Below are 13,784 nucleotides of genomic sequence, written 5' to 3'. Positions count from 1 at the left end.
TTTGCATGCCCGGCCCCTCTATTTCACGACAGTGCGATGACTATTTGATGACGGATCACATTAATCTGCCATCATCGGTCGGCTTACTTCTTCGCCATCTTGGTGCTTTCGCTCAGGTAGTCGATGAGGATGCGACCGGTCTCGGCAAGGTAGGCATCGTCTTCCGGCTTGGTCTTGTCATCTTCCTCAGGCAGGGCGTCCTCGTCGACTTTCTTCAGCTCCTTGAGCGGCTCTTCGCCCTTGGCCTTGCGACGGATGTTCTCCATGGCCAGCTGCTTGGCTTCGACGTCATCGTGGCGGGCACGGCGTTCCTGCTCGTTGAGGCTGACGGTCTTCTCGTCCATCAGCTTCTGGGTCAGGGCGAGGCGATCACGGATGTAGGTGAACTCGGCATCCTTGGCGCTGCGTGCGTCATGCTTGGCCTTGAGGTCGGCCAGGAACGGCTTGAACGGGTCGACTGCCGGCTTGACCACCGGGCGGATGGTGTCCCACGGCATGGCCTCAGGCAGGGCGCTTTCGCCGATTTCCTTGGTGTCGATGATCGACGGGTAGTCGATGTCCGGCAGCACGCCCTGGTGCTGGGTGCTCTGCCCGGAAACCCGGTAGAACTTGGCCAGGGTCAGCTTCAGCTCGCCGTGGTTGAGCGGCTGGATGGTCTGCACGGTGCCTTTGCCGAAGGTCTGGCCACCGATGATCAGCGCGCGGTGGTAGTCCTGCATGGCGCCGGCGAAGATCTCCGAAGCCGAGGCGGACAGGCGGTTGACCAGCAGCGCCAGCGGGCCTTTGTAGAAGGCGCCCGGGTTTTCGTCTTCGAGCACGTCGACACGGCCGTCGCTGTTGCGTACCAGTACGGTCGGGCCCTTCTCGATGAACAGGCTGGTCAGCTCGGTGGCTTCCTGCAGGGAACCGCCACCGTTGTTGCGCAGGTCGATGACCACGCCGTCGACTTTTTCCTTCTGCAGTTCGGTGAGCAGTTTCTTCACGTCGCGCGTGGTGCTCTTGTACTCAGGGTCACCGGCACGGTAGGCCTTGAAGTCCAGGTAGAAGGCCGGGATCTCGATGATGCCGAGCTTGTAGTCACGCCCGTCCTGCTTGAGCTTGAGCACCGACTTCTTCGCCGCCTGCTCTTCGAGCTTCACGGCTTCGCGGGTGATCGAGACGATCTTGCTGGTCTGGTCGCTAGGCGCATTGCTGGCCGGGATGACCTCCAGTCGCACCACCGAGCCTTTCGGGCCACGGATCAGCTTGACCACTTCGTCCAGGCGCCAGCCGACCACGTCGACCATTTCCTTGTTGCCCTGGGCGACGCCGATGATCTTGTCGGCCGGTGCCACCTGCTTGGTCTTGGCGGCCGGGCCTGCCGGCACCAGGCGCACGATCTTGACCTGGTCGTTGTCGCTCTGCAGCACCGCGCCGATGCCTTCGAGCGACAGGCTCATGTTGATGTCGAAGTTTTCCGCGTTGTCCGGCGACAGGTAGTTGGTGTGCGGGTCGTAGGACTGGGCGAAGGTGTTGATATAGGCCTGGAAGATGTCCTCGGCACGGGTCTGGTCCAGGCGCGCCAGCTGGTTCTTGTAGCGCTTGGTCAGGGTTTCCTGGATCTGCTTGGGCTCTTTGCCGGCGATCTTCTGGCGCAGCACCTCATCCTTGACGCGTTTGCGCCACAGCTCGTCGAGTGCGGCCTGGTCCTTTTCCCACGGGGCATCCTTGCGGTCGATCAGCAAGGTTTCCTTGGTGGTGAAGTCCATCTTGTCGACGCCCTTGGCCAGTTCGGCCAAGGCGAAGTCCAGGCGCTGCTTGACCCGGTCGAGGTAGCGCTTGTAGATGGTGAAGCCGGGGTCGAGATTGCCACTCTTGAGGAAGTCGTCGAATTGCGTCTTCCACTTGTCGAACTCGGCGATGTCGGCTGCGGTGAAGTAGCTGCGGGCCGGGTCGAGCAGCTTGATGTAGCTGTCGTAGATGATCACCGAGCGGGCGTCATCGAGCGGTGGCTTGCTGTAATGGTGGCGTTTGAGCAACTCCACCACGTTCAGGCTGGCGACGATTTCGTCACGGTCCGGCTGCAGGCTGTCCCACTTGTTGGCGGCCGCCGCATTGCCGCCGAGCGTGAGGCTGCCCAGGCCAACCATCAGGGCCAGGGCGGTGCTAGGAAGGAAATGCTTCATGCTGATTCGACGTGGGGGCAATTGATCACGCATAGTAGGCCGTCTTTTCCGTTCGCCGGTTCCATCGGAGCCGGGCAAATACTGCAAAAAGCCTGAGGAGCGGGCTCCTCAGGCTCAGTCTGTGATTCAACTATGGAGGCACTGTGAAGGCATTGCAAGGCGTTGACGGACATGTGGCCTGGGTCGAGGCCGAACGCCCGGCCTGTGACGCGGGCCAAGTGCGCATTCGGGTGGCTGCTGCGGGGCTGAACCGCGCCGATCTGCTGCAGATGAAGGGCTTGTATCCACCACCGCCAGGCGCCAGCCCTTACATGGGGCTGGAGTGCTCCGGGGTAATCGAGGAGGTCGGTGCCGGCGCTGACTGGCGCGTGGGCGACCGCGTCTGCGCGCTGCTGGCCAGCGGTGCCATGGCCGAAGAAGTGGTGGTCGATGCCCGCCATGTACTGCCGGTACCCGAGGGTTTGAGCCTGCACGAAGCGGCGGCGCTGCCGGAGGTGTATGCCACGGCGTGGTTGAACATCTTCCAGCTTGGCAAGGTAAAGGCCGGCGAAAAGGTGTTGGTGCATGCTGGCGCCAGTGGTGTGGGCTCGGCGGCGATCCAGCTGTGCAAGGCCTTCGGCAGCCCGGTGTGGGTCAGCGTCGGCTCCCAGGACCGCCTGGACTACTGTGCAGCGCTGGGCGCCGCGGGTGGTGTGGTGCGTAACCAGAACCTCGATGCGCTTGAAGGCTTGGGGCCGTTCGACGTGATTCTGGACCCGGTGGGTGCCAGCTACGGCGAGCTCAACCTGAAGCTGCTGGCCCGGGACGGGCGCTGGGTGATCATCGGCCTGATGGGTGGGCGCAAGTTCGAGCTGGACCTGGCCCAGGTGCTGGGCAAGCGCCTGGAAATCACCGGTTCCACGCTGCGCAACCGCGATGACGGCTTCAAAGCCGAGTTGTTGCGCGAGCTGCAGCAGCAAGTGTGGCCGCTGTTTGCCGAAGGGCGCCTGTCGCCGCAGCTGGTCGACACTTATCCGGTCGAGTTTGCCCAGGCGGCGTATGCCGAACTGGAGAGCAACCAGGTGTCCGGCAAGCTGGTGATGGTCATCGACCCGAGCCTGGCGTAAGCAGGCCCGGCCTCTTCGCGGGTCAAGCCCGCTCCCACAGGTTTCCATACTTCGGGAAAATGTGCGGTCCCTGTGGGAGCGGGCTTGCCCCGCGAAGAGGCCGGAACAAGTGATGCAGGTTTCACCTCCAGCTCAGCACCGGCCAGCCATTGGTCTGTGCATGCTCACGTAAAACCGCATCCGGGTTCACCGCATGCGGATGATCCACCTTCAGCAACAGCGGCAGATCGTTCCGCGAATCAGAATAGAAACTCGCCCCCTCCAGGTTCTCCTGCTCCTGATCCAGCCATTCCAGCAACCGGGTGATCTTGCCCTCGCGGTAGGTCAGCACCCCATGGGTCTTGCCGGTATACACCCCGTTCACCGCTTCCAGCTCGATCGCCAGGTATTCGTCCACCCCGAGCCGCGCCGCAATCGGCCCGACCAGGTGCGTGCCTGAAGCGGAAATGATCAAAATCCGGTCGCCCCGCTGGCGATGTTCGGCAATGCAGCGGCAGGCGTCGCCGTAGATGATCGGCTCGATCACCTCTTCGACCCACGGTTCCACCAGATGCTCGACTTCCTCCAGCGTGCGCCCGGCAATCGGCTCCAGGCTGAAGGCCATGTAGTCCTCCATCTGCAGGTGGCCCTTGCCGTAAGCCTCCATCAGTTCATGGTCGCGGCGCAGAAAGTCCTTGCCATCGACCCAACCCAGCCGGGCCATCTGTTCGCTCCACAGCGACGCACAGTCGCCGTGGATCAGGGTTTCGTCCAGATCGAAAATTGCCAGTGCCATATGTTGATTCTCCTTAGGCCACTTCGCGCAGCGCCGTGGGGTCGATCGACAGGGAAACCCGCTGGCCGTCGGCATGCAGGTCGCCAGGCGAACGGTTGAGCACATCGACCACCAGTTCCACCTCGCGCACTTGTACGCGGTAGCGGATGACGTTGCCAAGCAGGCTGTGACTGCGCACTTCCGCGTCCAGTTCACCGTTGACGCCCAGGGTTATCGATTCCGGGCGGATCGCCAGGCGGCCGGCCACCGGGCGCTGCAGCAGGCGGCTGGCGCTGTCGGCGTCGAGCAGGTTGTAGTTGCCGATGAAACCGGCGGCGAACAGGTCCACGGGCGCGGTGTAGAGGGTTTCGGCATCGCCACTCTGGACGATGCGCCCCTGGTTCATCAGGAAGATCCGGTCTGACATGGTCAGTGCCTCTTCCTGGTCGTGGGTGACGAAAATGGTGGTCAGCCCCAGCTCGCGCTGGATCGCCCGGATCTGCTCGCGCAGGTGCTTGCGGATGCGTGCATCCAGCGCCGACAGTGGCTCGTCGAGCAGCAGCAGGCGCGGGCGGGTGACCAGCGAGCGGGCCAGCGCCACGCGCTGGCACTGGCCGCCGGACAGCTGGTGCGGGTAGCGCCCGGCGAAGCTGCCCAGCTCCACCAGGTCCAGGGCTTCACGCACGCGCTGCTGGCTTTCATCGGCCTTGACCTTCTGCATGCGCAGGCCGAAGGCGACGTTCTGTTCCACGGTCATGTTGGGGAACAGCGCGTAGCTCTGGAACACCATGCCGATGCCGCGCTTCTGCGGGCTCACCGGCACGATGTCGTGGCCGTCGAGGAGGATCTGGCCGCCGTCCACCGGGGTCAGCCCGGCGATGCAGCGCAGCAGGGTGGACTTGCCGCAGCCGGAGGGGCCGAGCAGGGTGACGAACTCGCCGCGCTCGATCTGGCAGTCGATGTTTTCGAACACCGGGCTGCCGGCGTAGCTTTTTTGCAGGTTCTGTACGCTGACGAAGCTCATGTCAGGTGTTGTCCTTGTTCAGGCGGTTGGCGACCCAGGTCAGCACCAGCACGAAGGCGAAGTACGAGATCACCAGCGCGCTGTTGAAGTGGCCGCTGCTGTTGCGCATGTTGTTCAGGTACACCTGCAGGGTCTCGTAGCGGGTGCCGACCAGCAGGTTGGCGAACACGAACTCGCCGAACAGGAACGAGAACGACAGCAGCAGCGCCACCATCAGGCCCTTGCGCAGGTTTGGCAGTACCACCAGCAGGGCAGCCTGCCAGGTGCTGGCGCCGAGCAGCTGGGCGGCATCCATCAGGTCGCGCAGGTTGATAGCCTGCAGGTTGTTGGTGATCGCCCGGTACATGAAGGGCAGGGCGATGGTGAAGTAGCAGCCGATCAGGATCCACGGCGTGCCGACCATCGCCATCGGGCCGCTGCCATACAGCTGCAGCAGGCCTACCGACGACACCACCGGCGGTACCGCGAACGGCAGCAGGATGAGGATGTTCATCAGTGCATCGAGTTTCGGGAAGTGGTAATGCACCACGAACAGCAGCGGCAGGATCAGCACCACCGACAGCAGCAGTGCGCCCACGCACACCAGCAGCGACTGGCCGAACGCGGCCAGGAAGCGTGGTTCGCTCCACAGTGCGACGTACCATTTGAAAGTCAGGCCGCTGGGCAGCAGGCTCGCCGACCAGCTGGTGGCCAGTGAGTAGAGCAGGGTGCCGGCCAGCGGTAGCAGCAGGATCAGGAACAGCAGGTACACCACCAGCCGGTGGTAGAGCCCGGCAGATGTTTTTTCAGCGCGCATGGTAGCTCCTCTTGAGCAGCCATTGATGAACCACGGTGACCAGTGTCATCAGCCCCACCAGCACCATCGCCAGGGCGCTGGCGAGGTTCGGATCGAGGCTGATGTCGCCGGCCACCAGGCCGGCGATGCGGATCGGCAGCACGTTGAAGTTGCCGGTGGTCAGGGCATAGACGGTGGCGTAGGCGCCGAGGGCGTTGGCCAGCAGGATGACGAAGGTGCCGAGCAGTGCCGGCGTCAGCACCGGCAGGCCGATATGCCGCCAGAACTGCCAGTGGCTGGCGCCGAGCAGTGCGGCCGACTCGCGCCAGTCTTCGCGCAGGGCGTCGAAGGCGGGGTAGAGCAGCAGCACGCCGAGCGGGATCTGGAAGTAGGTGTACACCAGGATCAGGCCGCTCTTGGAGTAGATGCTGAAGTCCTCCAGCAGGCCGATCTGCTTCAGCAGCAGGGTGAGTGCGCCGTTGAAGCCGAGCAGGATGATGAAGGCGAAGGCCAGCGGCACCCCGGCGAAGTTGCTGGTCATGTTGGCGAAGGCGCTGACGAAGTCGCGCAGCTTCGAGTCCACCTGGCGCAGTGAATAGGCGCCGAGGGTGGCGATGACGATGCCGAACAGGCTCGACCAGAAGCTGATCTCCAGGCTGCGCTGCAGCGCCTGCAGGTAGAACTTCGAGGCGAACACCTTGCTGAAGTTTTCCACGCCCCAGCCTGCTTCCGACTGCAGGCTGTTGATGGCCACCCAGGCCAGCGGGGCGATCTGGAAGATCACGAAGAACACGGCGAACGGCAGCAGGCAGAGCAGGGCCAGGTAGCGGCCACGGTTACCGGCCTTCACTTGAGCAGCTCCCGGCACACGGTCTTGTCGTGCGCTGCGCCAAGCAGCTCGCAGATGGTCCCGCACAGTTCGGTCTGCAGCGGTTTGGCGGCCGGGTCGAGGCTGAAGGCGTCGCCGAACACGAACAGCGGCACTTCACGCTCCTCGGCCAGCAGGCCGTTGTGCGAGCGGTCGTTGTTCATGCCGTGGTCGGCGGTGACCAGTACCTGGTAGCCCTCTTCCAGCCAGCCTGGCAGGTAATCGGACAGCAGGATGTCGGCACTGCGCGCGGCATTGCGGTACTGGCTGCTGTCCAGGCCATGGCGGTGGCCGACATCGTCGATGCTCATCGGGTGCACCAGGAGGAAATTCGGCGCATGTCGGCGGCGCAGGTATTCACCGTCGGCCAGCAGGTGTGAGTCGGGGTAGCGGTCGTCCCAGTAGAACAGGCCATGCTGGATCGGCAGTTTCGGCGCGTGGGTGTGGCGGTCGCGCTGTGGGTCGAAGGGCGAGCGGTTGTACAGCTCGCTCATCCAGTGATAGGCCGCCGCCGCAGTGCCCAGGTTGGCCTCGCGGGCGTAGTGGAACACGCTGCGCTGGTTGGACAGGCGGTTGACGTTGTTGTGCACGATGCCGCTGTCGATCGGTGCCACACCGGTGAGGATGCACTCGTACAGCGGCCGTGACAGTGACGGCAGTTCGCATTCCACACGGTACAGCGCGGCGCGGTCGGCCTCGACATAGGCGTGCAGGTGGCCCATGGCGTGGTGGGCGACCTGGTAGTTGAGGCCGTCGAGCAGGACCAGGATGACGTTTTGATTCATTCGAAGCTCCGCGGGTTTTCAAGATCGGCCGCTGTGCGGCCTTTCGCGGGTCAAGCCCGCTCCCACAGGTCATTCACAGGCCTTGAGCCCTGTGGTGTTCCTGTGGGAGCGGGCTTGACCCGCGAACGAGGGCGCAGCCCTCGCGATTACTCCATCTCGATGATCACTTGCTCCTGCCACTTCTGCGGCAGTGCCTTGGAGGTGGCTTCCCAGGCTGCGGCATCCTTGATCGGTTGCGCCGCCTTGTACTGTTCGTTCGGCAGCAGCTTGGCCTGTACATCCTCCGGCAGCTTCAGGTGTTCGGCACGGATCGGCCGCGCATGCCCCTTGGCCAGGTTGATCTGGCCGGCGTCGCTGAAGATGTATTCACGCGCCAGCTTGGCCGCATTCGGGTGCTTGGCGTACTTGTTGATGATGGTGGTATAGCCGGAGATCACCGTACCGTCCGACGGGATCAGCACTTCGAAGCGCTTGGGGTCGATCTGCTCGCGGTAGCTCAGGCCGTTGAAGTCCCACACCACGCCGACCTCGACCTCGCCTTTCTCGATGGTCTGGATGGTCGGGTTGGCCAGCGACAGGCGTTTCTGCTGCGCCAGCTTGGTGAACAGCTGCAGGCCCGGTGCCAGGTTGCTTTCGTCACCCTTGTAGGCAATGGCGGCAGCCAGCACGCCGTTGGCGGCCTGGGCGGCGGTGCTGACGTCACCGATGGCGACCTTGTACTTGCCCTTTTCCAGGTCGTGCCAGCTGGTCGGGCGGTCGCCTTCCTTGACCAGGTCCTTGTTGATGATGAAGGCGATGGTGCCGGTATAGGCCAGTGCCCAGTGGCCGTCCTTGTCCTTGGCCCACTCAGGCACCTGGTCCCAGGTGCTCGGCTTGTACGGCTGGGTTACGCCCTTGCTGGTGGCGATCGGGCCGAAGGCGGCACCGACGTCACCGATGTCGGCGCTGGCGTTGTCCTTCTCGGCCTCGAACTTGGCGATTTCCTGGGCCGAGCTCATGTCGGTGTCGCTGTGCTTGAGGCCGTACTTGCTGGCCAGGTCGTCCCAGGTGCCTTTCCAGTTGGCCCAGGCATCGGGCATGCCCACGCTGTTGACGTTGCCTTCCTTGCGGGCGGCGTCTTCCAGGGCCTTGAGGTCGGGGCCGGCGGCCATGGCCGAGGTGCACAGGGTAATGGCCGAACCGAGCAGTGACGCCATGAACAACTTTTTCATCCGAAGCTCCTTGGGTGGGTGCCTTTAGCGATCGTTGTTATGAATGAAGCTGTTTTCGCTGACCGTTGGTCTAGGTCAGCAAAGCTTGAGCCAAGGTAGGCCGCTTGCGTGACAGTTTGATGTAGGGCAGGGCCCGCACAGGCCTTGAAGCTACAGCGTAGACCAGGTAATCGCCCCGGTTCTGCTGGCTTGGCGCGTTTCTGGCAGTGCCGGGGCAAGGCCTTTGTCACAGGATGTTCATCAGCCCTGCCTAGGCTTGCACTATTCTCCAAAGGCCCCATCATGGGGCTGGACTAGTCCAGATAGGTAACCTTTTGATGCAGTCGACGCCACCGCGCGCGGTAACAGCCATCTGCCATGCCCTGCAGGAGCAGATCGAGCACGGCCTGCTGGCGCCGGGCGGCAAACTGCCGGCTGAACGCAAGCTCAGCGAAGTGTTCGCCACTACCCGTATCACCCTGCGTGAAGCGCTGGTACAGCTGGAGGCCCAGGGCTTGATCTACCGCGAAGAGCGGCGGGGCTGGTTCGTCGCACCGCAGCGCCTGACCTACGACCTGATCGAGCGTAGCCACTTCCATGCGATGGTGCGTGATCAGGGGCGGGTGGCCAGCACCGAACTGCTCTCGGCGCGCCTGCAGCCGGCTTCGGCGGCAATCTGCGCGCGCCTGCAGCTGCCGGCGCTGTCCAGTGTGGTGCGGATCTGCCGCTTGCGGCGCATCGATGGGCGGGCAGTGCTGTATGCCGAGCACTATCTGAACCCGAGGTACTTCCCGGGGATCCTCGATCAGGACCTGGCGCAGTCGCTGACCGAGATCTACGGGCGGGTGTATGGCATCCAGTACGGGCAGGTGTGCTTCGAGATCCTGCCGACCGCCCTGCCGCTGGAGGCTGCGGGGGCGTTGAAAGTATCGGTGGGTAGCCCGGGGTTGCACATCACCCGGGTCAACAGCGACCAGCATGGGCACTTGATCGATTGTGACCTGGAGTACTGGCGGCACGATGCCATCCGCATCCGCGCCCTGGCTGGCTGAGGTGCTGGATTCTTCGCGGGCTTGCCCCGCGAAAGGGTTCTAACTGGAGGAACCTGATTCTGCCATCTTGCCACCCCCGGCCGTGACTACCTGCACCGACAGGCGCGGCGTGGCCAGGTCCAGCCCGGCCTCGTCAAGCTGGCGCTTGAGCGCCAGGTTGAAAGCCCGCGACACTTCCCACTGCTTGATCGGCGCGGTCTTGAAGCGTGCCCGCAGGATCGCCGAGCCCGACTCGAAACTCTCCACCCCCTGCAACTCCAGCGGCGACCAGATGTTGCGGCGCATCAGCGGGTCGTTGCGCAGTTTCTGCCCCACTTCGCGGATCAGCGTGATCGCCTGGTCGATGTTCATGCTGTGCGGAATCGCCACGCGGAAGATCGCGTAGCCGAACTCGCGGGAGTAGTTCTTGATGCTCTTGATCTCGCTGAACGGGATGGTATGCACGATGCCGTCGATGTCACGCAGGCGGACGGTACGGATAGTCAGGCCCTCGACCGTGCCCAGGTGGCCGCCGACATCGACATAGTCATCGATTGCCAGCGAGTCTTCGATGATGATGAACAAGCCAGTGATCAGGTCGGCCACCAGCGACTGCGCGCCAAAACCGATGGCCAGGCCGATCACACCGGCACCGGCCAGCAGCGGCGTGACGTTCATGCCCATGTTGGCCAGGGCGACGATCACCGCGATGATGAAGATGACCACGAACATCACGTTGCGGATCAGCGGCATCATGGTCTGCGCGCGGGCGTTGGCCAGGCCGCGGCGCGACCGCACCAGGGCATGGTGCACGGCGGTATCGGCGAGGATCCATACCAGCCAGGCAACGATCAGCGTGCCGGCCAGGCCCAGCAGGCGCACACTCACTTCATGGCCCTCGCCTTCGGCGAAGCCGATCATCGACAGGCCCCACACGCGCAGCCCCAGTTCGATGAACACCAGCCAGATGAACAGGTGCACCAGCAGGTAGCCGAAGTTGCGCAGGCGCTCGGCGTACACCGCCTGGCGCTTGCTGGCGCGTTTCGGGTTGGCGGCGTGGCGGCGCACCAGGCCGTTGAGCACCATGCACACCACCACCAGCACGGTGCACATCAGCGACTGGCGCAGGGCGGTGCTGGTGTCGCCGGCGGAAATGAAGGTGGCGAACAGCGATACGGCCACCAGGATCAGCGCCGGCACGAACCAGAAGCTGCCGAGGATCTCGATGGTGTCGCTCAGGGTGCGCCGGGTCAGGCGCCGGGCCAGGGGCTGGTTGCGGATCAGGTGGGCGATCGGCCGGCGGAAGCGCAGGATGAACAGGCCCGACGACAGTGCCGCGATGACATTGGCCAATGTCGCCAGGGCATGGGCCAGGTGGGTACCCAGAGCGACCAGCATGCGCGGGTCGCTCATGGCCTCGCCAAAGGCGGCGAAGCTGCCGATCAGCCACAGCGGGCGGAAAGCCTGGTGGCGCAGGATATGCAGGGCACGGTGACGATGGGGGCCGTCGAGCAGCGAGAAGGCGATCACGCAGATGGCCGAGAAGCAGGTGCCGACCACCAGTGCATAGGCCAGCACCATGGCCAGCGACTTGCCCAGCGAGGGCGGCAGGGCGAAGCTCAGGTAGATGGTGAAGACCAGTGCCACCAGCCATGGCCCCAGCTTGCGCAGGGCAAAGCGCACCAAGTCCCAGGTGCGCGGGTGTTGGGGCAGCTCCTCGGTCAGGCCGAAACGCACCCGCACGCGGTGGCCGACCCAGTTGAAGGCATAGGCCAGCAAGCTCCACACCGCGATGACTGCGGCAAAGCCGAACAGGATAGCCGGCCACTGATGTACCGGAACGATCAGTTCGGTCAGTTCGACCTGGGCCTGTTCTATTTCCTGCGACCAGCGGTAGAACGGGCTGGAGTCACCGCTGAACTGTTTTTCGAAGTCGTGCAGGGCGCCGCCGATCAGGCCCAGAACACCCTGTTCGACGGTAGGTTGCGATTGCTTGGTGGCGTCGCGCAGTTTCTTCAGGTCGGCCAGCAGCTTGGCACGTTGCTGGTCGTTCTCGAGGTTCTTGATCACCTCGTCCAGCGATTTGCCCAGGGGCTCGGTGGCTTCGGGCTGGGCGGGGGCGCTGGAGCCCAGCAGGCTGGGCAAGCCCGCCGCCTGGACCGGGGACATGAAGATGAACAGCAGCAGGGCTAGGCAACGCAGAAAGGCTGGCACCGGGAAATCTACCTCAGGTCAAACGATTGACCGAGTGTAGAGGTTTATGTCGGCAGTTTCTCCAGGATCGTCCAGCAGGTGAGGCCAAAGATGCCCAGTGTGCCGATCCACATCATCAGCACGCCGATGTTGCGCTCGCGCAGGCTGAAGCCGATGGTCAGCAGCATCAGGAACAGGAACACCGGCACGAACAGTGAGAGGAAGGGGGACATGGGCAGCAGTCCTTCTGCTTGGGGGCCATATAACAAGCATAGCGGGTTGGGCAGAAGGGGGATTGATCCTGGACAGTTGTTTTCAGGCCCGGCCTCGTCGCGGGGCAAGCCCGCTCCTACAGGCCCTCCACAGGGCTCAAGCCCTGCGCGGTCACTGTGGGAGCGGGCTTGTCCCGCGAAAAGTCCGGGCCTGCCTACATCAATCTCAAGGCAGCTCGCGGCTACGGTAGAAGGCACTCAGTACCTTCACCAGATGCGCCAGGTCATGGCTGCCGCACAGTTCACGAATCGAATGCATGGCAAAGGTCGGCAAGCCGATATCCACCGTCCGCACACCCAGGTGGCTGGCGGTAATCGGCCCGATGGTCGAACCACAGCCCATGTCGCTGCGTACCACGAAACTCTGCACCGGCACTTCCTCGGCCATGCACAGGTGGCGGAAGAACCCGGCGGTTTCGCTGTTGGTGGCGTAGCGCTGGTTGTTGTTGACCTTGATCACCGGCCCGGCGTTGAGCTTGGGCCCGTGGTTGCCGTCGTGCTTGTCGGCGTAGTTGGGGTGCACGCCGTGGGCGTTGTCGGCCGAGACCATCAGCGAGCGCTGGATGGTGCGCACGTAGGCGTCGCCGTCCGGCAGCAGGCGCTGCAGGGTCTGTTCGAGCATCGGGCCGTCGGCACCGCAGGCCGAGCAGCTGCCGACTTCTTCATGGTCGTTGCACACCAGCACGCAGGTCTCGTCGCTGTCGGCACCCAGCAGCGCCTGCAGGCCGGCGTAGCACGACAGCAGGTTGTCCAGGCGGGCGCCGGCGATGAAGTCGCCATTGAGGCCGATCAGTGCGGCGTCCTGGGTATCGTAGAAGCTCAGCTCGTAATCCAGCACCACGTCGGCGTTGAGGTCGTGCTCGCGTGCCAGCTGCTCGGTGAGCACGGCGCGGAAGTCGATGCGCTCGTCACCGGCCACCTGCGCCAGAATCGGCGGCAGCTCGTTCTGCGGGTTGATCTGCCAGCCTTCGTTGGCGGTGCGGTTCAGGTGGATCGCCAGGTTGGGGATGATCGCGATCGGCAGTTTGAAGTCGATCAGTTGGCTTTCGACCTTGCCGTCACGGCGGAAGGTGACCCGCCCGGCCAGCGACAGGTCGCGGTCGAACCACGGCGCCAGCAGCGCGCCGCCGTACACTTCAACGCCCAGTTGCAAGAAGCCCTGGCGCTGCAGCTCGGGCTGCGGCTTGACCCGCAGGCACGGGCTGTCGGTGTGCGCGCCGACCATGCGGATGCCGTTCAGCAGCGGCGGTTGCTTGCCCAGCTTGATGGCGATGATCGAGGAGTCGTTGCGGGTAACGTAGTAGCGGCCACCGGGCACCGTGGCCCAGCTGTCACGCTCGTCCAGGCGCTGGTAGCCGGCCGCTTCCAGGCGCTGGGCCAGGCTGGCGGTGGCATGGAAGGGCGTCGGGGAGGCCTTGAGGAATTCGATCAGGCCGGTATTCAGTGCTTCGCGCATAACTCACTCCAGACAGCAGTGGCGCGAGTTTAGCCTATTGAGTCGAAAATTTGTGTCGGCCTCTTCGCGGCTAAAGCCGCTCCCACTGGGACCGCACTGCTCTCAAGGCTGCGCAATACCTGTGGGCGCGGCTTCAGCCGCGAAGAGGCCGGTACAGGCCTAGCA

At 64.0% G+C, this 13,784-nt stretch carries 12 protein-coding genes; 2 read left to right on the top strand and 10 right to left on the bottom strand.

The window, feature by feature from the left end; translation table 11 throughout:
- Positions 1-83: 83 nt before the first annotated feature.
- The gene (locus ACIPZ5_RS19945; protein ID WP_343598919.1) at positions 84-2,165 is read right to left on the bottom strand and encodes a carboxy terminal-processing peptidase; all 2,082 of its coding nucleotides are present in this window, start codon (positions 2,163-2,165) and stop codon (positions 84-86) included.
- A gap of 143 nt (positions 2,166-2,308) precedes the next feature.
- Between ACIPZ5_RS19945 and ACIPZ5_RS19940 the strand changes: the two genes are divergently transcribed.
- A complete protein-coding gene (locus tag ACIPZ5_RS19940; protein WP_261941180.1) occupies positions 2,309-3,271 on the top strand; it encodes an NAD(P)H-quinone oxidoreductase in 963 nt (320 codons plus the stop codon).
- Between the two features lie 121 nt (positions 3,272-3,392).
- Here ACIPZ5_RS19940 and ACIPZ5_RS19935 read toward each other — a convergent pair whose 3' ends face one another.
- The 6 genes from ACIPZ5_RS19935 to ACIPZ5_RS19910 form a co-directional block, all read right to left on the bottom strand.
- Entirely contained in the window at positions 3,393-4,046 is a 654-nt protein-coding gene (locus ACIPZ5_RS19935; protein WP_343598923.1) for an HAD family hydrolase, read from the bottom strand.
- A 13-nt stretch (positions 4,047-4,059) separates the two neighbouring features.
- Positions 4,060-5,049 carry an ABC transporter ATP-binding protein gene (locus tag ACIPZ5_RS19930; protein WP_400810252.1) on the bottom strand — a complete coding sequence of 330 codons (990 nt, stop codon included), beginning with the start codon at positions 5,047-5,049 and terminating at the stop codon, positions 4,060-4,062.
- A gap of 1 nt (position 5,050) precedes the next feature.
- Entirely contained in the window at positions 5,051-5,845 is a 795-nt protein-coding gene (locus tag ACIPZ5_RS19925) for an ABC transporter permease (RefSeq protein ID WP_261941177.1), read from the bottom strand.
- Complete coding sequence (locus tag ACIPZ5_RS19920) at positions 5,835-6,674, bottom strand: ABC transporter permease subunit (protein ID WP_103449558.1); 840 nt, start codon at positions 6,672-6,674, stop codon at positions 5,835-5,837. The genes ACIPZ5_RS19925 and ACIPZ5_RS19920 overlap by 11 nt, the downstream gene beginning before the upstream one ends.
- A complete protein-coding gene (locus ACIPZ5_RS19915) occupies positions 6,671-7,477 on the bottom strand; it encodes an alkaline phosphatase family protein (protein ID WP_261941176.1) in 807 nt (268 codons plus the stop codon). Before ACIPZ5_RS19915 ends, ACIPZ5_RS19920 begins: the two co-directional genes overlap by 4 nt.
- 146 nt (positions 7,478-7,623) lie before the next feature.
- The gene (locus tag ACIPZ5_RS19910) at positions 7,624-8,688 is read right to left on the bottom strand and encodes an ABC transporter substrate-binding protein (protein WP_261941175.1); all 1,065 of its coding nucleotides are present in this window, start codon (positions 8,686-8,688) and stop codon (positions 7,624-7,626) included.
- A 317-nt stretch (positions 8,689-9,005) separates the two neighbouring features.
- Between ACIPZ5_RS19910 and ACIPZ5_RS19905 the strand changes: the two genes are divergently transcribed.
- Positions 9,006-9,719 carry a UTRA domain-containing protein gene (locus ACIPZ5_RS19905; protein WP_261941174.1) on the top strand — a complete coding sequence of 238 codons (714 nt, stop codon included), beginning with the start codon at positions 9,006-9,008 and terminating at the stop codon, positions 9,717-9,719.
- 39 nt (positions 9,720-9,758) lie between these two features.
- On the opposite strand, the gene ACIPZ5_RS19900 is transcribed toward ACIPZ5_RS19905, so the two are convergent.
- The 3 genes from ACIPZ5_RS19900 to ACIPZ5_RS19890 form a co-directional block, all read right to left on the bottom strand.
- Positions 9,759-11,912, bottom strand: coding sequence for a mechanosensitive ion channel family protein (locus ACIPZ5_RS19900; RefSeq protein ID WP_343598934.1), 2,154 nt, complete (start codon positions 11,910-11,912; stop codon positions 9,759-9,761).
- Positions 11,913-11,956: 44 nt separating this feature from the next.
- Positions 11,957-12,124: a hypothetical protein gene (locus ACIPZ5_RS19895; protein WP_177408523.1), complete on the bottom strand. Its 168-nt coding sequence runs from the start codon at positions 12,122-12,124 to the stop codon at positions 11,957-11,959.
- 205 nt (positions 12,125-12,329) lie between these two features.
- Entirely contained in the window at positions 12,330-13,619 is a 1,290-nt protein-coding gene (locus ACIPZ5_RS19890) for a M18 family aminopeptidase (RefSeq protein WP_343598937.1), read from the bottom strand.
- Between the last annotated feature and the right edge of the window lie 165 nt (positions 13,620-13,784).

This window comes from Pseudomonas sp. NPDC089428 (genome assembly GCF_044749325.1).
In the GTDB taxonomy this organism is placed as follows: Bacteria; Pseudomonadota; Gammaproteobacteria; order Pseudomonadales; family Pseudomonadaceae; genus Aquipseudomonas.
Note: the sequence above shows the minus strand (reverse complement) of the source record. Positions and strands in the feature narration are given on the sequence as shown.

Coding starts and splice junctions, on each gene's coding strand:
- ACIPZ5_RS19945 (WP_343598919.1), bottom strand. CDS start 2,165: ATGAAGCATTTCCTTCCTAGCACCGCCCTGGCCCTGATGGTTGGCCTG.
- ACIPZ5_RS19895 (WP_177408523.1), bottom strand. CDS start 12,124: ATGTCCCCCTTCCTCTCACTGTTCGTGCCGGTGTTCCTGTTCCTGATG.
- ACIPZ5_RS19930 (WP_400810252.1), bottom strand. CDS start 5,049: ATGAGCTTCGTCAGCGTACAGAACCTGCAAAAAAGCTACGCCGGCAGC.
- ACIPZ5_RS19905 (WP_261941174.1), top strand. CDS start 9,006: ATGCAGTCGACGCCACCGCGCGCGGTAACAGCCATCTGCCATGCCCTG.
- ACIPZ5_RS19935 (WP_343598923.1), bottom strand. CDS start 4,046: ATGGCACTGGCAATTTTCGATCTGGACGAAACCCTGATCCACGGCGAC.
- ACIPZ5_RS19890 (WP_343598937.1), bottom strand. CDS start 13,619: ATGCGCGAAGCACTGAATACCGGCCTGATCGAATTCCTCAAGGCCTCC.
- ACIPZ5_RS19925 (WP_261941177.1), bottom strand. CDS start 5,845: ATGCGCGCTGAAAAAACATCTGCCGGGCTCTACCACCGGCTGGTGGTG.
- ACIPZ5_RS19915 (WP_261941176.1), bottom strand. CDS start 7,477: ATGAATCAAAACGTCATCCTGGTCCTGCTCGACGGCCTCAACTACCAG.
- ACIPZ5_RS19910 (WP_261941175.1), bottom strand. CDS start 8,688: ATGAAAAAGTTGTTCATGGCGTCACTGCTCGGTTCGGCCATTACCCTG.